This window comes from Psychrobacter sp. SC65A.3, assembly GCF_025642195.1.
GTDB lineage: Bacteria > Pseudomonadota > Gammaproteobacteria > Pseudomonadales > Moraxellaceae > Psychrobacter > Psychrobacter cryohalolentis.
Genome location: NZ_CP106752.1, coordinates 742,053 through 767,311 on the forward strand (window position 1 = coordinate 742,053; position 25,259 = coordinate 767,311).

At 41.7% G+C, this 25,259-nt stretch carries 19 protein-coding genes and 1 tRNA gene; 14 read left to right on the forward strand and 6 right to left on the reverse strand.

Annotated elements, in window-relative coordinates:
- Nucleotides 1–347: 347 nt before the first annotated feature.
- From OEG80_RS03195 to OEG80_RS03240, 10 genes are all read left to right on the forward strand, one after another.
- A complete protein-coding gene (locus OEG80_RS03195; RefSeq protein WP_020444057.1) occupies nucleotides 348–1,409 on the forward strand; it encodes a porin in 1,062 nt (353 codons plus the stop codon).
- A gap of 193 nt (nucleotides 1,410–1,602) precedes the next feature.
- The gene (locus tag OEG80_RS03200) at nucleotides 1,603–3,237 is read left to right on the forward strand and encodes a CTP synthase (protein WP_133105061.1); all 1,635 of its coding nucleotides are present in this window, start codon (nucleotides 1,603–1,605) and stop codon (nucleotides 3,235–3,237) included.
- A gap of 189 nt (nucleotides 3,238–3,426) precedes the next feature.
- Entirely contained in the window at nucleotides 3,427–4,302 is an 876-nt protein-coding gene (gene kdsA, locus OEG80_RS03205) for a 3-deoxy-8-phosphooctulonate synthase (protein ID WP_149409215.1), read from the forward strand.
- 27 nt (nucleotides 4,303–4,329) lie between these two features.
- Nucleotides 4,330–4,584, forward strand: a complete 255-nt coding sequence (locus OEG80_RS03210; protein WP_011514193.1) for a hypothetical protein — start codon at nucleotides 4,330–4,332, stop codon at nucleotides 4,582–4,584.
- 135 nt (nucleotides 4,585–4,719) lie between these two features.
- On the forward strand, nucleotides 4,720–4,944 hold the full coding sequence (locus OEG80_RS03215) for a heavy-metal-associated domain-containing protein (protein WP_020444055.1): 225 nt from the start codon (nucleotides 4,720–4,722) through the stop codon (nucleotides 4,942–4,944).
- Nucleotides 4,945–5,278: 334 nt separating this feature from the next.
- A complete protein-coding gene (locus OEG80_RS03220) occupies nucleotides 5,279–7,633 on the forward strand; it encodes a heavy metal translocating P-type ATPase (protein ID WP_263241722.1) in 2,355 nt (784 codons plus the stop codon).
- A gap of 319 nt (nucleotides 7,634–7,952) precedes the next feature.
- Nucleotides 7,953–9,269 carry a phosphopyruvate hydratase gene (eno, locus tag OEG80_RS03225; protein ID WP_011514190.1) on the forward strand — a complete coding sequence of 439 codons (1,317 nt, stop codon included), beginning with the start codon at nucleotides 7,953–7,955 and terminating at the stop codon, nucleotides 9,267–9,269.
- Between the two features lie 91 nt (nucleotides 9,270–9,360).
- A complete protein-coding gene (locus tag OEG80_RS03230) occupies nucleotides 9,361–9,669 on the forward strand; it encodes an FtsB family cell division protein (protein WP_020444053.1) in 309 nt (102 codons plus the stop codon).
- A 116-nt stretch (nucleotides 9,670–9,785) separates the two neighbouring features.
- Nucleotides 9,786–10,628: an IspD/TarI family cytidylyltransferase gene (locus tag OEG80_RS03235; RefSeq protein WP_041772301.1), complete on the forward strand. Its 843-nt coding sequence runs from the start codon at nucleotides 9,786–9,788 to the stop codon at nucleotides 10,626–10,628.
- 472 nt (nucleotides 10,629–11,100) lie between these two features.
- A complete protein-coding gene (locus tag OEG80_RS03240; protein ID WP_020444051.1) occupies nucleotides 11,101–11,724 on the forward strand; it encodes a BLUF domain-containing protein in 624 nt (207 codons plus the stop codon).
- A gap of 246 nt (nucleotides 11,725–11,970) precedes the next feature.
- Here the strand turns inward: OEG80_RS03240 and OEG80_RS03245 are convergent.
- The 3 genes from OEG80_RS03245 to pyrC form a co-directional block, all read right to left on the reverse strand.
- Nucleotides 11,971–12,046, reverse strand: a tRNA-Glu gene (locus OEG80_RS03245).
- A 458-nt stretch (nucleotides 12,047–12,504) separates the two neighbouring features.
- Nucleotides 12,505–13,245: a ribonuclease T gene (rnt, locus tag OEG80_RS03250; RefSeq protein ID WP_020444050.1), complete on the reverse strand. Its 741-nt coding sequence runs from the start codon at nucleotides 13,243–13,245 to the stop codon at nucleotides 12,505–12,507.
- Nucleotides 13,246–13,410: 165 nt separating this feature from the next.
- A complete protein-coding gene (pyrC, locus tag OEG80_RS03255; protein WP_011514185.1) occupies nucleotides 13,411–14,481 on the reverse strand; it encodes a dihydroorotase in 1,071 nt (356 codons plus the stop codon).
- A 353-nt stretch (nucleotides 14,482–14,834) separates the two neighbouring features.
- On the opposite strand from pyrC, the gene OEG80_RS03260 reads away from it, so the two are divergent.
- Entirely contained in the window at nucleotides 14,835–16,073 is a 1,239-nt protein-coding gene (locus OEG80_RS03260) for an argininosuccinate synthase (RefSeq protein WP_133105055.1), read from the forward strand.
- Nucleotides 16,074–16,222: 149 nt separating this feature from the next.
- Here OEG80_RS03260 and OEG80_RS03265 read toward each other — a convergent pair whose 3' ends face one another.
- Complete coding sequence (locus tag OEG80_RS03265) at nucleotides 16,223–17,515, reverse strand: hypothetical protein (protein ID WP_263241724.1); 1,293 nt, start codon at nucleotides 17,513–17,515, stop codon at nucleotides 16,223–16,225.
- A gap of 279 nt (nucleotides 17,516–17,794) precedes the next feature.
- On the opposite strand from OEG80_RS03265, the gene OEG80_RS03270 reads away from it, so the two are divergent.
- Nucleotides 17,795–18,310 (forward strand): L,D-transpeptidase, encoded by a 516-nt coding sequence (locus OEG80_RS03270; protein ID WP_263241725.1) that lies wholly within the window; start codon nucleotides 17,795–17,797, stop codon nucleotides 18,308–18,310.
- A gap of 132 nt (nucleotides 18,311–18,442) precedes the next feature.
- Here OEG80_RS03270 and OEG80_RS03275 read toward each other — a convergent pair whose 3' ends face one another.
- Together OEG80_RS03275 and OEG80_RS03280 are read right to left on the reverse strand one after the other, a co-directional pair.
- On the reverse strand, nucleotides 18,443–19,999 hold the full coding sequence (locus OEG80_RS03275) for a CYTH and CHAD domain-containing protein (RefSeq protein WP_263241726.1): 1,557 nt from the start codon (nucleotides 19,997–19,999) through the stop codon (nucleotides 18,443–18,445).
- A gap of 269 nt (nucleotides 20,000–20,268) precedes the next feature.
- Nucleotides 20,269–21,855 (reverse strand): isocitrate lyase, encoded by a 1,587-nt coding sequence (locus OEG80_RS03280; RefSeq protein WP_011514180.1) that lies wholly within the window; start codon nucleotides 21,853–21,855, stop codon nucleotides 20,269–20,271.
- 693 nt (nucleotides 21,856–22,548) lie between these two features.
- Between OEG80_RS03280 and OEG80_RS03285 the strand changes: the two genes are divergently transcribed.
- Together OEG80_RS03285 and OEG80_RS03290 are read left to right on the forward strand one after the other, a co-directional pair.
- Nucleotides 22,549–23,538 (forward strand): LysR family transcriptional regulator, encoded by a 990-nt coding sequence (locus OEG80_RS03285; RefSeq protein ID WP_011514179.1) that lies wholly within the window; start codon nucleotides 22,549–22,551, stop codon nucleotides 23,536–23,538.
- Nucleotides 23,539–23,878: 340 nt separating this feature from the next.
- A complete protein-coding gene (locus OEG80_RS03290; protein WP_263241727.1) occupies nucleotides 23,879–25,258 on the forward strand; it encodes an NAD-dependent succinate-semialdehyde dehydrogenase in 1,380 nt (459 codons plus the stop codon).
- Nucleotide 25,259: the final 1 nt, after the last annotated feature.

The following is a 25,259-nucleotide window of genomic DNA, read 5'->3' on the forward strand; positions in this document are numbered from 1 at the left end:
CCTTATACAGAGGGTGGGTTTGAAAGTTTTTCCCAACTAAAGCTTCAAAAAAATGTTGCAAATTATGTCAAAGTTGTTATGCTTGTAGCTGAAGTATGAGTTTGGTAACGGATGTTACGCAACAGAGCGATAAAGACCAAAGTTTACATGGCAGTTACTTTTTTAATCCCAGTTATGTAAGTCATGGTTTTTTTCATCTTACGGTAATAGAACTTCGCCACACTTGTTTCTGACTAATCTCGGTAGCCAGTTACACATTATATCTTTGAGGATTTGTGACGATACCATTTGGGCAACGGCTAATAATAGCTCGCTCATTACTAAAATTGTAAAGTGGAGATACCCCCATGAAAAAACTACTTTTAGCTACAGCAATCGCTGCCCTATCTGTATCTGCAGCCAATGCAGCACCAACTGTTTATGGTAAAGCTTTCGTTGCTATGGACTATGTTAATGCTGAATTTGATGGCCCTGCTGGCAACATGTATGATGAAGATACAGTAGAGATCAACTCTCATGCTTCACGTTTAGGCTTTAAAGGTTCTGAAGCTATGACTGCTAATACTGATGTTATCTATCAGTTAGAGTATGGCACAAAGATTGATGGTGATAAAAATGGTTTCACTAACCGTGATACATTCCTTGGTGTAAACAACAAACAATTCGGTGAGTTCCGTGTTGGTAAAAACCAATCAACGCTTGCTCGTATTGATAACGTTGTTGTTAACCAAGGTTACTTTGATAACTTAGGTACTACTCAAAATGAGAATGAAGTTATTGATGCATTAAACATGGCTGATAGTAACCGTATCGCAAGTTCAATCATCTGGACTGCACCTAAGTATAACGGTCTACCATTACAATTATCTGCTATGTATAGCTCTGATGACGTAAATGGTAATGACAATGCTGGCTTTGGCGTAGCAATGTTGTTTGATCAAGGTACTGGCTTTACTGCTGGTGTTGCTTATGACAAAGATCAAAACATCGTCGGTGATATCATCCGTGGTACTGCTACTGTAGATCTAGGCAAGTACATGGCAGCTCCAGTAACTTTGGGTGCGTTATATCAAGTAGCTGATTACGACGCTGGTACTTCTAAAGAGAAAGGTTTGGTTGTAAGTGCTGAGATGCCTTTAGCTAACTTTGCTCGCCCAGCGTCTATCTATACTCAGTATAACAAAACTGACAATTTAAATGGTTTTGATAATGCTGATTCAGATCAAATCGTTGTTGGTGGCAAATACATGTATAAAGACAACATCATTGCTCATGCCTATGCTGGTATGAACAAAGCTGATAATGTTAACTATGCATATAAAGTTACACCAAATGCTACTTCATATACTAATGTACGTGGTGATGCTGAAGTATTCGTAGTTGGTACTGGTCTAGAATACAAATTCTAATCTAACCATTAGAATCTGAATAAAAAACTCATCCTTCGGGGTGAGTTTTTTTGTTATGGCTTTTTTAACGCTGTAGTGAGTTATAATAGACATGTGCTAAAAATGAAGAGTTTCAAATAGTTTGTGCTTTTGCCCTATATTTTATGGCGTATTTTTAGTAAAATCCTTCTTTACCAATTACCGACAGAGTACTATGACCAAGTTTATATTTGTGACCGGTGGGGTAGTGTCCTCACTAGGAAAAGGTATTACCGCAGCTTCCCTTGCTGCCGTCTTAGAAGCACGTGGCGTAAACGTGACCATGACCAAAATGGATCCGTATATCAACGTTGATCCAGGCACGATGAGCCCGTTTCAACATGGTGAGGTATTCGTGACCGAAGATGGCGCTGAGACAGATTTGGACTTGGGCTATTATGAGCGTTTTTTACGCCATTCAAAGATGAGCAAAAGTAACAACTTCACCAGTGGTCGCATCTATCAAAATGTCTTAAATAAAGAGCGCCGTGGAGAATATTTAGGCGGTACGGTGCAGGTGATTCCGCATATTACGGATGAGATTAAGAGCAAAATTCTTGCCAGTGGCGAAGGCTATGATATCGCTATCATCGAGATTGGCGGTACCGTAGGTGACATCGAGTCGTTACCCTTTATGGAAGCAGTACGTCAAATGCAAGTCGAGCTTGGTCGCAATCGTGCCATGCTGATGCATCTTACACTAGTGCCTTATATCGCCAGTGCAGGTGAAACTAAGACTAAACCAACTCAGCATTCAGTCAAAGAGCTGCGTTCTATCGGTTTGCAGCCTGATATCTTGATTTGCCGCTCTGATCATCATATCTCACAAGACAATCGCCGCAAGATTGCACTATTTACCAACGTTGAAGAGCGTGCGGTCATTATGTGTGAAGATGCGCAAAGTATTTATCAGATTCCACGTACCTTACATGAGCAAGATCTTGATGATTTAATCTGTGAGCGTTTTGGTCTTGATTTACCAGAAGCAGATTTGAGCGATTGGGATAAGGTTGTCGAAGCGCAGCTGAATCCTGAGTCGACGGTAACAGTAGCCATGGTTGGTAAATATGTTGAATTACCAGATGCCTATAAATCAATCAATGAAGCATTGTTACATGCCGGTATTACTCACAAAGCCGACGTCAAAATTGATTATATCGATGCTGAACGTTTAGAAGACGATGACAGCTTACTAGCGCAACTGCATAATGCTGATGCCATCTTGGTGCCAGGCGGCTTTGGTGAGCGCGGTACGATGGGTAAGATCAAAGCCATTACCTATGCTCGCGAAAACAACGTACCTTATTTAGGTATCTGTTTAGGTATGCAGCTTGCAGTGATTGAATATGCGCGTAACGTGCTACATATCGATGCCAACTCTTCTGAATTTGATCGTAAAACAGCTGAGCCTATTATTGGCTTGATTACAGAGTGGTTAGATGAGCGCGGCGAATTGCAGATTCGTAGTGATGATTCAGACCTTGGTGGTACGATGCGTTTAGGTGCGCAGCAAGCTGAGCTGGTCGCTGGTAGTAAGCTTGCACAAATCTACGGTGCTAACAATATAACTGAGCGTCATCGTCATCGCTATGAGATGAATAACCGCTATATCGAGCCACTAGAGCAGGCAGGAATGACGGTATCAGGTTATTCTGCTAAGCAGCACCTAGTTGAGTCAGTTGAACTTGCTGATCATCCATGGTTTGTTGCGGTACAGTTCCATCCAGAATTTACCAGCTCGCCACGCGGTGGTCATCCATTGTTCAATAGCTTTGTAAAAGCGGCGAAGAATTATAGTGAAGCGAAATAATGGTTAAGTTATAAGTGCTTTTGATATAAAAAGACTGATCTTCGGATTGGTCTTTTTTTTTGGCTGATTTTTTGGCAGTGGTTTGCATGCTGATTTTTCTAATGGTTTGCCGCTAATTACGCTTATAGCCTTTTTTTAATTGACCTATCGGTTACAATAAGAGATAACAATAAAGAGGATACCTACTCAATGGAAAACCTACTAACCGCGCAGTCGCATATTCAACTTAATACACCTGATAATAAAAACATCAGTATCGGTAATGATCAGCCATTTGTCTTATTCGGTGGCATGAATGTTTTAGAGTCTAAAGAGATGGCATTTGAGATTGCTGAACAGTATGTCGAAATCTGCCAACGTTTGGGTATCGGCTATGTGTTTAAAGCCAGCTTTGATAAGGCCAATCGCTCAAGTCTGACCTCGTATCGTGGTCCGGGGCTAGAGAAAGGTATCGATTGGCTTGGGCAAATCAAAGAAAAATTCCAAGTACCGATTATTACGGATGTCCACGAACCTTATCAAGCGGCACCAGTTGCTGAAGTAGCTGATATTATCCAGTTGCCTGCGTTTTTATCCCGTCAAACAGATTTGGTGCATGCGATGGCGAAGACGGATGCGATTATTAATATCAAAAAAGCGCAGTTTTTAGCCCCGCATGAGATGCGTCATATCGTCAATAAATGTCTTGAGGGCGGTAACGATAAGCTTATTCTTTGTGAGCGCGGTAGTGCCTTTGGTTATAATAACCTAGTGGTTGATATGCTGGGTTTTGATACCATGAAGCAGATGGAGATACCAGTGTTCTTTGATGTGACGCATAGTTTGCAGCAGCCAGGCGGCCGTAGTGATAGTGCAGGTGGTCGCCGTGAGCAGATCACCACGCTGGCACGTGCTGGCATGGCAACAGGGATTGCAGGATTGTTTTTAGAGGCGCATCCAAATCCAGAAGTGGCAAAATGTGATGGTCCGTGTGCGCTACGTATGAGCCAATTAGAGCCTTTCTTACGCCAACTTAAACAGCTTGATGACTTGGTCAAAGGCTTTGAGACTTTGGATACTCATTAATATCATAAGTAATGTGAGGATAAAACAGTGGCGATTAAAGTGGCACAAGTAAGCATTGAAAACATCAATGATTCAGAAGGTTTAGATAGCGTCATGACCGCTTTAAAGAATATAACGGGCGTCACCGCTATTGAGTTAGATGCTAACAGTCATATGGCGTTGGTGCGTTATGATGATACCAAAACCAGTATCCATGCCTTTACTGCTGCGATTAGTATGGTCGATTATGTCACTCAGCCATTTCCTATCGATGCCCCGCAAAATCCACGTTATCATGATTAGATTTATAAAAGTATAACCAAACTGACTTGTGGTCAACGCCAATAGCTCTTATGCTGGTCTTGGCTATTTTAATAAAGTCTTATACCATTAAAGTATACAAACCATTTATTCACAGATAAAAATAAGGAGCCTCTCATGGCAAACCAAACCCGTATCATTAAAATTGATGGCATGACTTGTGGTGGCTGTGTGGCAAGCGTCCATAACGCCACCGCTGATATCGATGGTTTAGATGACATCAGTATCGAGCTTGCAGACAATCAAGCGACAGTCACCTTTGATGATAGCAAAACCAGTGCAGAGACGATTGCTGCTGCTATTGATGACGCAGGCTTTGATGCCACTGTTACCAACGCTTAATTTTATGCTTTGTTATAAACAAACCAGCTATTGTGGCTGGTTTTTTAATGGTGAAAAACTATGGCTATCAGAGTAGTGTTCTCAGCTCTCTTATTTCTGCAACATGTCCTTTTAATCTGAAATAATTGGTCGGCTGAAATAGTTGAATTGGCGCTAATCATGACCATTTAATATATAGGTTGATACACTAAGATGACTACTATTTAAATGCTCTGAAAAACAATAAGATATTAATCTTTAGAATGTACTGCTTGTTTGATTTGGATTTTTATTCCTCCACTGATAGATTTTTATAGCTCATACAAATTTATAAACGCCATAACGAGTTTTATTTATGAATAATTCTACCAATACCCATAATTCTTACGATGTTGAGACTGATATTCAGTCTAATACCCCGCTTACGCCGCAGCGTGCGCACTTGCAGCTGGCGATAGAGGGTATGACGTGTCAGGCCTGTGCATCACGGATTGAAAAGGTTTTGAATAAAAAGCCATCAGTCTATGAGGTCAGCGTGAACTTCGCAGGCGAGACCGCCAATGTGGATTATGATCCGACACAGACGACGGCAGAGCAGGTGACGGAATGGGTCAACAAAACGGGTTTTGTCGCCAATTTACAGGCGGCTGATAGCTTGTTTGCTCAAAAAGATGAGGATGCGAGCACTCAGTATCCATGGCGTTTGATTGGACTATGGGTCTGTTTGGTGCCGTTTTTAGTTGGTATGGCTGGCATGCTCTTTGGGCAGGGTATGGCATGGATGCCGCCGATTTGGATGCAATTCATATTAGCGACCATTGTACAGTTTGGATTTGCATTGCCGTTTTATAAAAGTGCTTGGGCGTCTATTAGAGGCGGTCTTGCCAATATGGACGTACTGGTCGTCATCGGTACGGTAACCATTTGGGCGTATTCAACGTATCTGTGGCTGACCCATGGTGATGGTAGCTTAAATAGTCTGTTGCAAAGTGGGCATACTGGTGGTCATGGTGCGAGTGGCAGTCCTGCGGTATATTTTGAAGCAGGCGTGATGGTCATTGCTTTTGTGCGCACCGGTAAATACCTTGAAGAGCGCACTAAAAAGCACAGTCTGAATAGTATTGATTTACTATTATCGCTGACACCAGACGAAGTTGAGCAACAGCAGCCAAATGGTGAGTTTAAAAATATCGCTCTCAAAGAGGTACAAGTGGGTGATATCTTGCGTGCCAAACAAGGTAGCCGCGTTGCAACCGATGGGACGGTCATCGATGGTGCTGGCTGGTGTGTCGAGAGTCATTTAACCGGTGAGTCAGTACCGCTTAAGAAAGAAGTAGGCGATGGATTATTAGCGGGTGCCTTGGTTGAAAACGGTAGCTTGTTATATCGCGTCAATGCCAAGGGTAGTGATACAAAGCTTGGTGATATGGTACAAGCACTAAGCGATGCCCAAGGCTCAAAAGCCAATCTGGCACGCCTTGCTGATAGAGTCACTGCGGTCTTTGTGCCCGTTGTGGTAGTGATTGCACTGGTTACCTTTGGTGTGACGTGGTGGCTGACCGGTATGCTCGATATCGCTTTGATGCACGCGGTATCGGTGTTGGTCATTGCTTGTCCCTGTGCGCTTGGTTTGGCGACACCAGCCGCAATCATGGCAGGTATGGGCGTGGCTGCGCGTCACGGTGTTTGGTTTAAAGATGCGCAAAGCCTGGAAGCGGCAGGCAATATCGATACAGTAGTGCTCGATAAAACAGGTACTTTGACCATTGGTAAGCCGACCATTGTCGATGAAGTTATGGTCGATAAATCAATAGCGGTTGATGATGTACTACAGATTGCCGCAAGTATTGAAGTACATGCCAGTCATCCGCTTGCAACTGCTTTGGTTAATGCAGCGACAGCGCGTGGTTTATCCTTATTCGATGTGTCTGATATCAGCGTTATCAAAGGCGCAGGTATACAGGCAAATATTGAAAGCTTAGGTGTGGTAAAGGTTGGCACAGCAGAGTTTGCCAATCTTGTATTGCCTAAATTGATGCCAAAGGTATGGCAAATTGCCAGTACTGTTGCGATTAGTATTAACGATGAAGCACTAGGCGCATTTGCTTTAGCGGATGACTTAAAATCAGATACGCCGCAGGCGATTACTGCACTACAAGATGCGGGTATTAATGTTATTTTGATGAGCGGTGATAAACAATCCGTCGTCGATCACGTTGCCGGACAGCTTGGTATCGAAAAAGCGTATGGCAAGATGAGTCCACGTGACAAGGCCAGCCAAATTGCTCTACTGCAAACAGCGGGTCATAAAGTCGCTATGGCAGGAGATGGTGTCAATGATGCACCAGCGATGGCAACTGCCGATGCCAGCTTTGCCATGTTTGAAGGCACGGATGTCGCCCAACATAGTGCCTCTGCGCGCTTGATGGGTGAGTCGCTGATGCATATCGACGCAGCGCAAAAAATTGCGAATGCCACGCTGCGTAATATCAAACAAAATTTGTTTTTTGCCTTTATCTATAATTGCCTTGGTATTCCGCTCGCTGCTTTTGGCTTTTTGAATCCTATGATTGCCGCTGCTGCTATGGCACTTAGCTCGATTTCAGTGTTGATGAATGCGCTGCGTTTAACGCGTTTTAAGACAAAGGTTGAGCTGAATAATACCGTATCAGACTCCCACACTAAAGCAGATCGTCTAACAAAAGCGTAAGAGTTATATGACGTTTGATATCATAGGTACTGAGATAAATTGATAGCGGCTCATTTAACTATTGATTAGCGATTTTATGACCGTCTGTTGCTTTAAGATAAGGGAAGTTTGGCAAAATTTATGCTATGATACCAAGCACTATAGCTAATGGTTAAGGGATGAAATAAACCTTTGATTACGTTTAAAATGAGCCGATTGTATTAATCACTAAAGCTTTTTTTGCGCATTACTATACGATATTCTGCTTTATCTTTTTTGTATTCTAGTTGCCGTTATTTATCTCATAAACTTGGCATGACCAAAGGAATTAACAGACATTATGTACGCTGAAGAAACCAACAACGTCACCGCAATTAAAGACATTCGCGCTCGTGAGATTTTAGACTCGCGTGGTAACCCAACGATTGAAGCTGATGTGATTTTAGCTGATGGCACTATTGGCCGTGCTGCTGCTCCAAGCGGCGCATCGACTGGCTCACGTGAGGCGCTTGAGCTACGTGATGGCGATCAAAGCCGCTATATGGGTAAAGGCGTCAAAAAGGCAGTAGCTAACGTCAATAGCCAAATCCGCAGTGCTTTGATGGACAAAGATGTTACTGCTCAGCAAGCCATTGATGATGCAATGATTGCGCTAGACGGTACAGAAAATAAAGACAATCTCGGTGCCAATGCCATACTTGCGGTTTCACTTGCGGTTGCTAAAGCGGCTGCTAAATCACAAAGTCTGCCATTACATCAGTATATCGCTGATCTGCGCAACCAGACGTCGCTTACGATGCCTGTACCGATGATGAATATCATTAATGGTGGTGAGCACGCGGACAATACCGTCGATATTCAAGAGTTTATGATTGAGCCGGTTGGTTTTAGCAGCTTCTCAGAAGCATTGCGTGCTGGTACCGAAATCTTTCATAGCTTAAAGTCTGTTCTAAAATCACAAGGCTTGAATACTGCTGTTGGTGATGAAGGCGGCTTTGCGCCAAATCTTCGCAGCAACGAAGAAGCCATTACAGTTATCATGCAAGCGATTGAGCAAGTAGGCTACACAGCTGGTAAAGATATTCACTTAGCTTTAGATTGTGCTGCTACTGAGTTCTATAAAGATGGCAAATACGTCTTGGCAGGCGAGGGTAATAAATCCTTTGATAGCCAAGGGTTTTCAGATTATTTAGTGGGTCTTGCGCGTCAATATCCTATTATCTCTATCGAAGATGGTCTTGATGAGTCAGATTGGGATGGCTGGAAATACCTAACTGAGCAAATCGGTGATAAGGTTCAACTGGTCGGTGATGATTTGTTTGTAACCAACCCTGCTATCTTGCAAGAAGGGATTGATAAGAAAATTGCCAATGCGATTTTGATTAAGTTTAACCAAATCGGCACCTTGTCAGAAACGCTAGATGCGATTTATCTGGCGAAGAAAAACGGTTATGCGACGGTTATTTCGCATCGTTCAGGCGAAACGGAAGACAGCACCATTGCTGATTTAGCGGTAGGTACCGCTGCCGGACAAATCAAAACTGGCTCATTATGCCGCTCAGATCGCGTTGCAAAGTATAACCAATTGCTTCGTATCGAGCAGCAAGTACGTGCAAGCTATCGTGGTCGCGAAGAGTTCATTGGTCTACGTGGTTAATCAGCCAAAATTGTCGCTTACGCTGGGCGATATATAAATATATCGCTCAGCAATTTTATATTCTCTTTATATCGTTTGGCGTTATTATATTATGAAATACTTTAGCCAATTTATACTACTTGCGTTAGCCGTTGCCGTGCTGTCAGGACTGCAATATCAGTATTGGCTGGGTGAAAATGGTCGCGTCGAGCACAATAAGCTTCTGACTGAAGTGGATGAGCAGCAGCGCTTAAATGACAACCAAGTCTCAGCAAATAACTTACTGCGTACCGATGTCAATGATCTAAAGACTGGTCTCGAAGCGGTAGAGGAGCATGCTCGTTTGGATTTGGGTTTGATTAAGCCAAATGAGACTTTTGTACAAGTATCAACCGCGCCTACTACTCATAGTCGTTATTGATTTTGACGTAAAGTCGGTATTGATTCTAAAGTCGTTGCAATGAGCTATTATTGATAATAATAGTTTTTTTTCATTTTTATACCTCTTAATTCCCATTTTTCTCTTATCCTATTTTCATGGAATCAACCCATGAGTACTGCATTATGAATACCACTCCTAATATCCATGCCATGATCGTTGCTGCTGGACGCGGTAGTCGCTTTGGCGCGTCTATTGCTAAACAATATACCTTACTGCAAGGTCAAACCTTATTACAGCACAGTGTGGCACGTCTGGCTGAGAGTAATTATATTGATCAATGTCTATTGGTTGTGGCTCAAGAGGATAGCACTGCCCAGACACTGAGCTTTGCGCTTCCTATATATTATGCTATTGGCGGTACTGAACGTTGGCAATCGGTGCAGGCAGGAGTCGAGGCAATGATTAATGCGGGCGCAGATGAGTCGGATTTGGTTGTGATCCATGATGCAGCTCGTCCTGCCGTACCAAGTCATGATATTGATGCCGTCATTCAAGCAGCGATGCTAGAGCCTTATGGTGCTATTTTAGCGACACCGGTTGCTGATACCCTAAAACAGTCTTACATAGCATCTAACACACTATCAACGCCAGCATATGAAGCTCCACTATATCTTCAGCAACTGAATACTCAGCCGGAGCTTGCTAATAGTCAGAGTGGTTATGACACGCTTCATACTTATGCTCAAAAAACCATTGATCGCAGCCATATGTGGCAGGCACAAACACCGCAAGTATTTAGGCTTGGACAATTGCAACAAGTCTTGAACTATGTCACTGAGCATAATCTGGCTATTACTGACGAAGCCAGTGCTTTTGAGCATTTAGAACTGCCAATTCGATTGGTAACAGGCAGCCGTCAAAACATCAAACTGACTTATCCTGATGATATTATTTTACTGACAGCCATTCTCAAGGCTCAATTTGCCCCTAGCTCATAAAATTCTTATCACACTCTGATTTCTGTATTTTTTAATTTTATATAGATTTTTTATTCTGTCATAAAAATATCGAATATTCATTGTATCTACCTCTGTAAGGTTGCGTTGCAAGCTTTATAGCTAGTATTAAATTTGAGACATGAAATTATATTCATAAATTTTTATTATTTATATTTGCTAAATAGCCGTTTATTTTTCCTATAATATTTTTTATAGCTGTAGATATTTTTTATATGAATATTACCTAAATATTGTTCAATATTAACAACTTGTTATTTGCCATAAACATACATTGCTTTGATCACTAAAACAGCCTATGATGTAACCAACTTAATACAATTAATATAAATATTTATAAAATCAATAATATACCAAGCCGATCTGTGTTTAGAAACGTCTTGCTTCTATGGTTTTTTCTAAAAATGAGTATGGTTGTCTTAGCTACATTTACCTAATTATAGGGAGAAGCTGATTGTCACCAACGATTGATTCTACAAACCCAGTAATGCCAGATCTATGCCAGCTTGTATATCTGAGCCACATTACGTCTACTGGTCTATCTAACTCTAGTACGCTTAATGATATCGCAGAAGTCGCAAATAAGCTGAATAAAATTGATGATCTTACGGGTATTCTTTGCTACGGCAATGGTTACTTTTTTCAATATGTCGAAGGTACTGAGCAAGCACTGACCAACCTTAAAAATCGCTTGTTAATAGATGATCGCCACAAAGATTTAAAAATATTGGATTTTTCAGCGATTGATGAACGCCGCTTTGAAGGATGGTCATTACGCTCTATTACGCTTGAGCGCTGGATGGTTAATGAGCCTAAGCTAAAAGCCTTTATGCCTTTTAGACCTGATAGCTGGAAGTCAAACGAATGGCAGCAGTTTTTAGATATTCTGCAAGGCTATTATGAAGCGCAGGAAGTGACTGGTGATACTGATTCTCAGCCGATAAAATACAGCACGCTAGGGTTAACATTAGGCAAAGTAGTAGGGCAGCACCAAGCATTTTTCTTGATCCAAACCATATTGGGTGGATTGATTGTGTTAGCACTACTGTGGCTGATTTTATCCGATAAGATTTTCTAAATATCTATACATGTATTTATGAAGTCAGCATAAATTGCTGGCTTTTTTTGTTTTTACAATCAGGTATTAAGTGGCTGTTAGGCTGCATGGACAAGGCGTAATAGATATATTTTATGCTGAAAAGTAGAAACTAATCCACATAAAAAAACCCTATCACAGTATGTTGTGATAGGGTTTTTAGTGGTACGCTTATTAGTCTTATCTAATGCTTAACAAGCATATTTGCTAATAAGTGACGCCAAATAGTGGCGTCCCCAGGGGGATTCGAACCCCCGTTACCGCCGTGAAAGGGCGGTGTCCTAGGCCTCTAGACGATGGGGACTAGTACAACGCTTCAGCTGCTTTCACCTTTATGCTGAAGTGGTGCGTATTTTAATGGGGTCTGCGCTTGCTGTCAAGCCTTTTTCTACGTCTTTTTAAAATTAAATATCTTTTTTTAAGCGCGCGACGTGGATGCAGGTCATTACGCTTCAAATGATATCGAATCCACAACGAAGTACAAGTACTAATCGTTAATGCAAGCAGCATATAGCCGATGATCGTCGCCCATAATTTAAACTGTGGTTCCATCATAAAGTCCCTCATAATAAGCTTTAATCGTCTATAACAGACGCTAAAAGCACAATAGGTAACTTAAACCATCTATAGATCTAATCATCGCTTGAGCAAGATGTACGCAAATGATTAAATCGTCCTGTTAAATTGTAAGGTTAAAGTTAGCAGACCTTACAAATAGCACTATTATGGGTAGCGAGCAACACGTACTCTGTAATAACTGATTTATTTGCTATTATCAGTCGCAGTTTCTGTGATTTCAGGCTCGCTGTGCATGGCATTAGCGAGCATAGGATAATTATTTAAGATATAACAAAATAGCTCAGCGGTTTTTTGCGTGTCATAGAGTGCAGAATGAGCGTCGTTACCATCAAAATCAAGTCCTGCGGCTTTACAGGCGCGTGCTAGTACCGTTTGACCAAAAGCAAGTGCTGATAAAGTCACCGTATCAAAGACTGAGAAGTTATGGAAAGGATTGTGGCTCTTATTATTGGTGCGTAATACCGCGGCATTTAAAAATGCCAAATCAAAATGTGCATTATGTCCGATTAACACACATTGACGGCAGTCTTCAGTACGGCGTACTTCTTTTAACCCTTTAAAAATACGACGTAGCGCCGTTTTTTCGTCTTCAGCAATGGCTTTACGTAGCGGATTATTGGGGTCAATGCCGGTAAAGGCGAGGGCACTTGGCTCAAGATTTGCCCCTTCAAAAGGTTCGATATGAGCATTGAATGCCTCACCCGGATAAAAAACACCCTGCTCATTCAGTAGTACAGGAATACAGGCAATCTCTAACAAGGCATCAGTTTGCGCGTTAAATCCTGCCGTTTCAACATCCACTACTACTGGTAGGAATTTCCGAAAACGCTCTTTTAGTTTCATGGGTGCTAGCGTTTCTGTCGTCGAATCTATAGGAACGGCTACATCTATTTTGGGTAAAGCGGTATCTTTTTTAATGGTCATATCAGGTTAAATCGCTTTTATCAGTCGGGCTATTGTGTTTAATAAAAAATAAACATCCTATGACACTCATACTATTTTTCAATGGAAAGATAGCATTGCTATCATAGGATAAAATACAGATAATTTTACTTTATAAAAAAGGGTTTTAATTAAAAAGTATCAAAATTATCCTTTGATCGACCAAGGTAATGTCTCGCCTGCCATCAATGGAGTTAATGAGCTACCATCAAAATAAGGATAATTTGTTGGTATTTGCATAGGTGCGTTAACAAGGGTGACAGTGCTCTCGTTAACGGGCAAACCGTAAAATTGTGCACCAAAACGACTGGTAAACCCTTCTAATCTGTCAATTTTACCAACACTATCAAACGCTGTGGCATATAAAGGTAGTGCAGTCGCCGCGCTATAGCAGCCAGCACAGCCACAAGCCGCTTCTTTTTTATCGGTTGCATGAGGCGCAGAATCAGTACCTAAAAAGAATTTTGGGTTGCCGCTGGTAGCGACATCAAGTAATACTTTCTGATGGCTTTCACGCTTTAAGATAGGCAAGCAATAGAAGTGCGGCTTAATACCGCCAAGCAATAGGTGATTGCGGTTAAACATTAAATGCTGCGGCGTAATAGTGGCAGCAATTTGATTGCCTTGTGACAAGACAAAATCAGCGGCATCACTAGTGGTGATATGCTCCATCACAATTTTCATGGTTGGAAACTTTGCGATGATTTGTACCATCACTTCATCCAAAAAGCGCTTTTCACGATCAAAAATATCAACATGGTCGTGAGTGACTTCTCCATGTAGCAGCAAAGGTAGATTATATTTTTCAAGCGCTTCAAAGACATTGACACAGGCATTGATGTCGGTGACGCCATCAGCAGAGTTGGTGGTAGCACCAGCAGGATAGAGCTTGACCGCTTGTACGATGCCAGACTTTGCCGCCAGTTCAATATCTTGTGCGGTGGTATGATCGGTGAGATACAAGGTCATGCGCGGGTCAAATGATGCTTTACGCTCAGCGCTCAGATTGCTGATTTCTAGGTGTTGCATGATACGCGCGCGATATGCTTGCGCGTCGTCGACGTTTTTGACTGGTGGTACAAGGTTTGGCATACAGATGACGCGATTAAAGCTCTCTGCCGCATGAGGGACTGTGGTTGCTAGCGCCTTATCGTCACGCAAATGAATGTGCCAATCATCGGGTTGTAGGATGGTCAATTCTCTAATTGAATCAGTCATAGTATCGTCGCGCTCTATATCGTCATATCTGGGAGTAAAAGGGAGTCTTGCTGTGCGGCTATCATAACAGATTTGCTTACCTGACTAAATATGTGGCTGAATATCTATACATAATATCTCTACAGAAATGGTAGGTAATTTATTCATCTGTAGAAGTAAGATGCCATGTTCACTCTATTATTGGCGAGAAAATTATTGCTTTAGTGGCAACTAAACTTGGGCAAAAACCTCATGCCTAACGGCAGTGCCACTTTTGCCAATGGTAAATATGATGTACACTGAGCGAGCAATCTATCTTCCTCGTGATATAGTCGATTTACCTATCATTAAATTCCTCATACTAGGAGTGTTTCATGGCTCAGCTTGATCCAAAAACTATTAATAAAATCGTGTTGGCATATTCGGGGGGTCTTGACACCTCAATCATCGCTCGATGGCTACAAGAAACCTATGATGCAGAAGTGATCACTTTCACTGCGGATATTGGTCAAGGTGAAGAAGTTGAGCCTGCGCGTGCCAAAGCTGAAGCCATGGGTATCAAACATATCCATATTGAAGACTTGCGCGAAGAATTTGCTCGTGATTACGTGTTCCCAATGTTCCGTGCCAATGCCATCTACGAAGGTGAGTATCTGCTTGGTACTTCTATCGCGCGTCCACTCATCGCTAAGCGTTTGGTTGAAATCGCTAAAGAACATAATGCTGATGCGATCAGTCATGGTGCAACCGGGAAAGGTAATGACCAAGTACGCTTTGAGCTTGGTGCTGTCGCTTTATCTCCAGACGTCGTGACTATCGCGCCTTGGCGTGAGTGGGATCTATCGAGCCGTGAAAGCTTGATGGAATATGCTAAAGAGCATAATATTGCCATCGACTATGCGGGCAATAAGAAAAAATCCCCATACTCAATGGACGCCAACTTATTACATATCTCTTATGAAGGCGGTATTTTAGAAGATCCGTATGCTGAAGCAGAAGATGACATGTGGCGCTGGTCAGTAAGCCCAGAAGAAGCACCAGATGAAGCCCAATATCTGGAATTAGAGTATGAAAAAGGCGACATCGTTGCCATCGATGGTGAAGTGCTTAAGCCATATGAAGTAATGATTAAGCTTAATGAGATTGGCGGCAAGCATGGTATCGGACGTTTGGATATCGTTGAAAATCGTTACGTCGGTATGAAGTCGCGCGGCTGCTACGAGACGCCAGCGGGTACCATTATGTTAAAAGCGCATCGCGGTATTGAGTCATTGACACTTGACCGTGAAGCGGCGCATCTAAAAGATGAGCTAATGCCACGTTATGCTAAGACTATCTACAACGGCTATTGGTTCAGCCCTGAGCGTATGATGCTACAGGCGCTGATTGATAAGTCACAAGAATATGTTAATGGTACAGTACGTGTCAAATTATACAAAGGTGCTGTGAGCGTGGTTGGTCGTAAGTCAGATGATTCGTTATTTGATGAAAAAATTGCGACTTTTGAAGATGATGCGGGTGCCTATGATCAAAAAGATGCAGAAGGTTTTATTCGTCTGAATGGTCTACGTTTGGCAATTGAAGCCAGCCGTGGTCGTGATTTGTCAAAATAAGTATTGCTGATTAAAAGTTGTTTTTAACACAATCATATTCTTAAATAATTAAAAAAAAGAGCCGCTATATAAATAGTGGCTCTTTTTTATTATCAATATTTTTTATTGGCGATATTTTTTATCAAACTATTTTTAAATGTATTTGGATTTTACTTTGGTTTTGATTTCGTATTCTCATTAGATATATCGTCATCAGCGATATCATCGTCTACCATAACGATAGCCACATCTTGCTGTTTTCGCTCTTCCGTTTCAGAGTCTTGCGCTAACACTTCATTGGTAGCAAGTACGACGCCGTTGGCTTTTTGCGTTTGATACTTGATGGTTGCCAATATTCCAAGCCCACCAATCACGAGAATAATCAGCAGAATGACGGGATTTTTCCATAGGGGGACTGATGCCTCGTATTCAATCGGCTTTTCGCTAAGGGTGCTTGGTGTATTATCATTGTTGCTATTACTGCTCAGCAATCCTGAGCTAACCAACGGCGGCTTTGGTGGGTTGATAGGTTCAGAAGTAATGCGTAATCGATTACGCTGCAAATATATCTCTGATATTTTAGCCAGTTGTACTAGCCAGCGTTGATGTGGCAAGCCAATAGCCGTCATCGGTGCAAACATCAATAAGTCATTGTGTTTACCTTGTTGAATGTTTTCAGCTGAGCGTCCAATGGCTTTTAAGTAGTTACCAGTCGCTAACTGCACGTCTTTTACTGGCTCAAATTGTTCGGGTATGAATGCTGTCAGCTCATACCAGTAAGGATCAAAAGCTGGCGGGTTATCTGTCAATTGCTCAGCGATTAATAAGTAACGCTCGTCGCTAGCTACTGACTGTATTTTTACCGCTTCTATTGCTGACAATGTGGTTTGTGACTCATCGCTATCATCAGCTGATTCGTTAAGAGCTAAATTTGAGACAGGGGTAGCAAAACGCGCTTTGGACAAAAATTGTGGCTGTAAGGCGAACCATTTATTCACCTCATCATGATCAAGTTGGCTATACTCAACCAAAATAGCAAGCTCACGTAGCACAATGACGCATAGGGTAGTAAGCAAGATTTGTACTTGTGGCGCTGTCGCGTCAATCTGTGCTGCAATATACTCACTGGCTTTGCTCACCCGTGCATTATCATGGAATATCGCATCGGCGGCATCATGGCGATGGTATAACGTTGTATTTAGAGTGGCAAAATTCATAGAATTGTACTGGCGCATTTCTTTGACGGCACTGCGACCAAATAGCTTTTTGCTTAGAGCCTGTCCTTGATGGCGCTGCTGATACGCGAGAAGGGCGCTGATAATCGCCTGCAAGCTGGCATCCATTGCCAAACGCGCTTGCGGCAATGACAGCGCTGCTGCATCTGCTAATAATGACACCAATGGCTTGGTATCTTGATATAGAAAATCATACATCGACACCCGTGTCGGTGAAATAGTCGTCATAATCTGCTAGCATCAAAAAGTGTGCCCCTATATTACGGTGTCAAATGTCTTGATACAATCCCTTGATAATAGAAAGACTCATTCATTCTTATGCTGCTATGGTGAGTTCAATATAAAAGAGTTACGTTCAGAATAGCATTATGCTGGGATAAATTTCTCTCGCTTGCTGTGCGCTTCGCACTCCAAAGGCTTCGCAAAATTTATTCAAACAGTACTGTATTGTTTTTAAATTGAATCGACTATAACAGCCATAATCGAAATAACTGCCGGAAAATTGCTATGACAGATAACGAAAATCTTACGACCCAGATAGTGATTAGCATTGCTCAGCAAAATTTGACCGTTTATAGGCGGCAAAAAGTTATTGCTGAATATGCTATATCAACAGCCAAAAATGGAATAGGCAGTCAACAAGACAGTGGTTGTACACCACTTGGTCAGCATATCATTGCAGAAAAAATAGGCGGCAATGCGCCAAGTCATGCGGTATTTGTTGGACGTATAGCGACGGGAGAAATATATAATGCTGAGCTTAGAGCATTGAACCCAAAACGCGATTGGATACTAAGCCGCATTCTTTGGCTAAGCGGTGTTGAGGAAGGCTTTAATAAAGGCAGTAATAGTCAAGGTGGCTGCGATACTTATCAGCGTTATATCTACATTCATGGAACGCCTGACAGTGAGCCGATGAGCGTGCCACTCTCACATGGCTGTATACGTATGCGCAATCAAGATATTATCGAATTGTTTGAGCAGGTTGAGGAAGGGACACCAGTGAATATTATCGCCCAATAAAAGTAGTATTAAGTAGCTGTAGTAGTAATGTATAGATTATAAATTGAGTCGACGATATAAAAAAGACAACCCTTATTCAGTGAGCTGTCTTTTTCTCTAATATCTATAAACATAAAATGACAATATACTCAATTACCAAAATACAGAGCACTCATGAAATCTATCCAAATGTTTTTCTGTGGCTGCTGCGATTGGTATCGAAGCAGCATTCAACCAGCCTGCCGCATATAAAGCAGCAGAGTCAGAGCTGGCTTTACTTTGATAGTACTGCTGATAGTCAATCATATCGAGCTGTTGACCCAGTGCTTTCTTTGCTTTTACGGCACGTTTTAGCCAACGCTTGGTTTTCTTTTTGCTATACAAAGGTGCTACTAATTCGCTGATAGAACATAGATTTTTTAGATGAGCATGTAGGTTATGCAATGCTTTTATGATGGATTCTTTCTCTAACTCACTATCTGAATCATCATAGCTGTCCTCTAAATATTGCTCAGCTTCAAGTAATTTGTCATAGTATTTAATAAGTGCTTTTTCAAGCTTATTGATAGCCAGCTTATCTGTTTGAGGCTCAAGGCTAGGGTCGCTCATAGTAAAGGCGATGAGCTCGAGCAACACAATCTGGAAGTCGTTAGCACTGATTGCAGTCATTGGTGTAATTTTGATAGCATCAATATCCGCTGTCCAATCAACGATAGGTGCACCGTGCTGTTGTAACATTGGTTCAATATGAATACTAAGATGAGCAAGCTTACGATAATCAGCGAGTAAAGTAACAGTTTGTTGCAGTATGGCTGACCAATCCGGATTGATTTCATCTGAGAAGCTATCAAATGCTTGTAGTACAGTGTGCAAGCGCTCTATACCGATAGATAGCTGTAAAATGTGATCATTGTCTTTACTGCCTGCCACGATGGCGCTGCTATTTGGGAGTATTTGCAATAAGCAGTTATGCACGACAGCGCGTAAAAAAGCAGGCATAGTGATTTTTTTATTGATACTAAGGGTGCTCAAGTCAGCAGCAGTGGCTGAGCTATAATTTTGTCCCTTAATAAGCAAGCCGCCACGCTCTGCTTTGGTTACGGTAGAGAGACACAATTTATGACGCTGACACCATGTTTTAGCCGTCGTAAATAAAAAATCTAACTCACCTGCTATGAGCTCAAATTCAACTTCTTGAATGGCGTCTCTTTGAGTATCATCAGTACCATGGATAATTTCTCCATAGTCGTAAGCCATCTCAATACTGTTAACGACTTCATCGCTCGTATCTTCTATCAATAAGCGGGTGGTACGCTCTACATCAGTCACATATAAACGGATCAGTTTTTTAGCCAGTTTTTTGAGCTTAAAATCTGTCAATGCTGGGGCAATAAGGCTATCTTTATAAATCGTTAAATCAGGCATCAGCGCGTTATTTTCGAGCATGGTTTGTACCTGCTCATTATCTAAGGTGGCATTGTGCTCTAGGCGCGCTGCGATACCATCGCCACCCGCTTTGATAGTCTGCACCCAAGCATCACCCTCCTGACGAATACGCAGGCCAATACCAGCCTGTGCAAGCTGCTGGTCAGGGGTGTCATAATAATGCGCAGCCAGTTGTGTTACTTGTGATGATTTGACTTTCGCTTGGCGCATAAGCCCTTTTAATCGCGACTCTGGTACCAAGAATTTCAGCTCTATTTCTTGCATGATGGCTCCTGATTGTTTTAATAAATTTATATTATTACCATCGTATGAAAGCTATCAGTGAATAACAAGTAAAACTTTCGTTTTGGTTGGCTAAATCGAGCCAAATAATTATTAAGTAAATGAGCATCAGTTAATTAAAAAAGTGATTGAATAGCTCTGTTATTTGGGTAGATATCGTTACTTATAGCGCACAAAAAAGCCGCCCTACCATGTAGGACGGCTTTTCTTAAAACTTTTACTTATAAAATGTACTTATAAGTGGTCAGACATTAGAACTGGTTCATCGTGTTCTTGCCGCCGCCAGCTTTAAGGGCGTTTTCACCAGAGAAGATCTCTTTATGATCATCGCCAAGGTCAGAACCCGCCATTGCTTGGTGTTTAACACAAGCGATGCCTTCACGGATTTCTTTACGTTGTACGCCAGCTGCATAAGCAAGCATACCATCTTCACCGAAGTAGCCTTTAGCAAGTTCATGAACGCTAAGAGCCGTGGTGTGATAAGTAGGTAGCGTGATTAAGTGATGGAATACACCTGCTTCACGTGCTGCATCGCGTTGGAAGTTTCTAGCCGCTTCGTCAGCTGCTGTATCAAGCTCAGTACCATCGTAATCAGCACTCATCAAGTCAGCTTTATTATAGGCAGATAGGTCTTTACCTTCTTCTTCCCACTGAGCGATGATTTGCTTACGGAAGTTCAGCGTCCAGTTGAACGATGGGCTGTTGTTGTATACAAGCTTGGCTTTTGGCTGTTGCTCTTTAATACGGTCAACCATCATTTTGATGTGTGCTACGTCTGGAGTCGGTGTTTCGATCCATAGTAGATCAGCGCCGTTTTCTAGAGCAGTTACGCAGTCAAGGACCACGCGATCGATGTTGGTGTCTTCACGGAACTGATATAAACCGTTAGGCAAACGAACTGGACGTACTAATTTGCCGTTATGCTTAAGTAAGCTGTCGTTCTCTTTGGCGTTTTCTAGCGTGACTTCTTCCATCTCGATAAAATCGATGTACTGAGAAGCAAGATCGCCTGGCTCATTTGATACTGGGATTTTTTGCGTGAGTGACGCGCCTTCAGAGTCAGTACGAGCAACGATAACGCCGTCTTCAACACCAAGCTCTAAGAATGCATAACGAATAGCGTTGATTTTAGAGATGAAGTCTTCATGCGGTACAGTGACTTTACCCGCTTGGTGACCACATTGCTTCGCGTCAGATACTTGGTTTTCAACCTGAATAGCACAAGCACCCGCTTCAATCATTTGCTTGGTTAGCAAGTAAGTGGCTTCTTCGTTACCGAAACCTGCATCGATGTCAGCAATGATTGGCACAACATGTGAATCAAAGTTTTCGATTTTTTCTAGGATGGCTGAGGTATCTTGACCCGCTTCTTCTGCAGCGTTTAGCTCACGGAAGTAGTCGTTCAATACTTTTGCATCTGCTTGACGCAAGAAAGTGTAGATCTCTGCAATCAGCTTAGGTACAGACGTTTTTTCGTGCATAGATTGGTCAGGCAAAGGACCAAACTCAGAACGTAGAGCTGCTACCATCCAACCAGATAGGTAGATGTAAGTTTTAGATGTTGTGCCGAAATATTTTTTCTTCGCATACATGGTTTGCTGTGCAACAAAACCATGCCATGCACCTAGAGACTGGGTGTATTGAGACGTGTCATTGTCATACTCTTCCATGTCTTGACGCATAATTTTTGCGGTGTACTTAGCAATATCTAAACCTGTTTTGAAGCGGTTTTGTGCCATCATACGTGCCGCATCAGTTTCGCTGATGTTCTGCCAGTTACCGTGTTTCTGTTTTAGTTCACGTACTAAATCGATCGCTGATTTATATGCAGTTGACATCTATAGTCTCCTTGGTGGTGAATAAATAAGTAAATTAAAATAATTTTGGTCTATATAGAAAGATGCTGGCAGAAGTAAAAATTTGAAATATAAGCTTCTTCCGTGAGCAGTCTCTACTAAACTATAAGAAAATGGTGATAAAAGCAATTAAAACCTGTCTCTTTGGTCAGCTTTTATTTTTAAGTCTCTTTTATGAACAATTATTTCAGAGTTAATTGGTTGTTTTATAAGTATGTTTTGCTACTGAAGTAACTATTGCCTTAAAGCGTATAAGATATTTGTCCAAGCCTGAAAAATAAGCACAAAAAACTAAGTTTCTATAAGATGCTGTTATAAATTTTATGTCCGTATTTCAGCATGAAAATACGATAAAATGCACTTAGTTACTCATTCATTGAAATATGTATTAACAGTCTAATGTTGAATAGTCCCTAATGAGCGCTTGCTAGCCACTATAGCTAGGTTACCTTGATTTATCTAGTTTATGATTATTATCTTGGGTATTTCGTTTAATTATAGTATATATAAAACAATGGCTTGTGGTGGGTAGATTCAGTTATAATAAGCATATTCCAAAATAATTAACATAAAAATATCCTTATATCATGCTGTTAGGGATGAATTGTAATAAATGATAGGATAGAAAATATCACGTTTATGATGATATTTATTCTAAGATAAAGAGACACATATATGAATTTGCAGCGGGTTGATTTAAATTTATTGGTACATTTGGATGTGTTGTTGCGAGAAAAAAACGTAACGCGCGCCGCTGAGCAGCTAGGCATTACTCAACCGGCGATGAGTAATATTTTGCGCCGCTTGCGTAAGTTATTTAACGACCCTTTATTGGTGCGTTCATCAGAAGGGATGACACCGACCGAGCGCGCCCTTGAATTACAGCCTCGTATCCGTGAGATACTTGCCGATTTGACACAAGTGTTAGAGCCACGTACCGAGTTTCGTCCTTATAGCACCTCACGCGTTTTTCGGATTATGACCTCAGATTATGCTGAGGCGACCTTGGTACCAAAATTGGTGAAAGCGCTACGATCAGAGGCACCAAATGTCATTTTAGATTTCTTAACGCCATCGGATGTGTCTTATCGTGATATGGAGCAGGGGCGTGTAGATTTGGCAATCAACCGCTTTAACGAGATCCCGCAAAGCTTCCATCAAGTATTGGTATGGCGTGATACCTTTAGCTGCCTGTTATCCTCTGAAAGTCCTTATGCTCATCGCTTTAATCTCAAAAACTATCTTAAAGCGCAGCACGTTTGGGTATCGAAAACTGGTATGGGCGTGGGCTTTGGTGTCAATCCGGAAAAATCTGGTGGCTTAGGTTCTATCGATCAAGCTTTGCAACGTTTAGGTCAAAAACGTCAAATCAGCGTCTTTACCCGTCACTATCAGATGCCTGCTATGCTGGCAGCAAACAAAGATTTGATTGCGACTTTGCCGACCCGTGTGGCAAAAATGCAGGCCAATAACGACAGCATTATTATGGAAGAGCCACCGTTTTTTATACCAGAATTTGAACTAACGATGGCGTGGTCGCCGTTATTGCAGCATCATCCGGCGCATCGCTGGTTACGTCAGCTTATTATGCATGTGGCACGTCAAATCGTTAATGATGAAGAAAATCCACCACAAGAAATCCCTGTGATCAATCACTTGTTTTAGGTTGTTTATTGTACAACTGTATATGGTCTTCTAAAGCTCAATTATGTATCAAACCAGCCATCGTGCTGGTTTTTTATTTGTTTAAAATTGTCAAAACTCTCTGCATGAGAGGCTCTATACAAGATCTAGATTTGCTTAATAACACCGTCACATTCTTAACATCTTACGCACAATTCTTTATAACTTGTAAACCTACTCACCAAGCACTTTGTTATGATAGTCAAACATTAAGAAAAATGATGAATAAAATCTCTATTGTTAAGTTTTTCTATAAAGATGAGCTGTTAGCAATAGGTTGTTTTATAGACTAAAGACATTCTAATAAATAAGGATAACAATCATGGCAGATATTACTACTATAAACCCAGCAACAGGCGAAGACATTAAAGAATATAACTATATGAGTAACGATGAGGTCAACAACATTGTTGAAGCCTCGCATCAAGCGTTTCTAGAATGGCGTAAAACTAGCCATGAAGAGCGTGCGAAGGTTATTAACTCTATCGGCGAGACCTTGATGAAGTACAAAGAGGAGCTGTCCCGTCTTATGACAGAGGAGCGCGGTAAACTATATAGTCAGAGTCTACAAGAAATTGATCTGTGTAAAGCGATTTGTGATTATACGGCAGAGAAAGGTGTGGCCGCGCTTGCTGATGATGAACGTGACATCGAAGGTCTCAAAAAGGGTATTGTCACTTATCAGCCCATTGGCGTTATCTACGGTATGCAGCCTTGGAACTTTCCAGCGTATCAAGTGTTCCGTTATACCATCGCCAATTTGATGGCAGGTAACAGTATTTTGCTTAAGCACGCAGCAAATGTGACTGGTTCTGGCTTATTAATTGAAAAAATCTTCCATGAGTCTGACTTACCGAATGATTTGTTCCGTACTATTCTCATTGATCATGATCAGTCAGAAAAGTTAATTGGTAATGATAAAGTACGCGGCGTGACGCTTACTGGTAGTGATGGTGCAGGTAGCATCGTCGGTCAGCAAGCAGCAAAAGCAATCAAAAAAGCAGTCTTAGAGTTGGGCTCAAATGATGCATTTATCGTTCTAGAAGATGCCGATTTGGAGCTTGCCGTACAAACTTGTACTTTAGCGCGTCTTATAAATAATGGCGAAACTTGTGTTGCTGCAAAACGCTTTATCGTTGTCGACAGTTTATATGACGAGTTCCGTAAGCGCATCGTTGAAGAGTTTGCAAGTAAAAAAGCCGGCGATCCTATGGATGACAGCTCTGATCTTGGTCCATTAGCGCGTAAAGATCTTCAAGAAAAATTGCATGCGCAAGTAGAGGAGAGTGTCAGTAAAGGCGCTACTATCTCTGTTGGTGGTAAATTGCCAGAAGGTAGAGGGAGCTTTTATCCAGCGACTATTTTGGAAAATGTCGAAAAAGGTCAACCAGCTTATGATGATGAGCTATTTGGTCCAGTAGCATCACTAATACGTGCTAAAGATCAAGACGATGCGTTACGTATTGCTAACGACAGCCGTTATGGCTTAGGTGGCGCTATCTTCTCTAAAGATGAAGACAAAGCTATTCGTCTAGCCAATGAGCAGTTTGATACGGGTATGGTCTATATCAATGGTTATGGCCTTGCAAATCCAGCATTACCTTTTGGTGGCGTGAAAAACTCGGGTCATGGTCGCGAGCATGGTGGTTTCGGTATCAAAGAGTTCGTGAATATCAAAGGTGTACATGTTCATAACAGCTAAG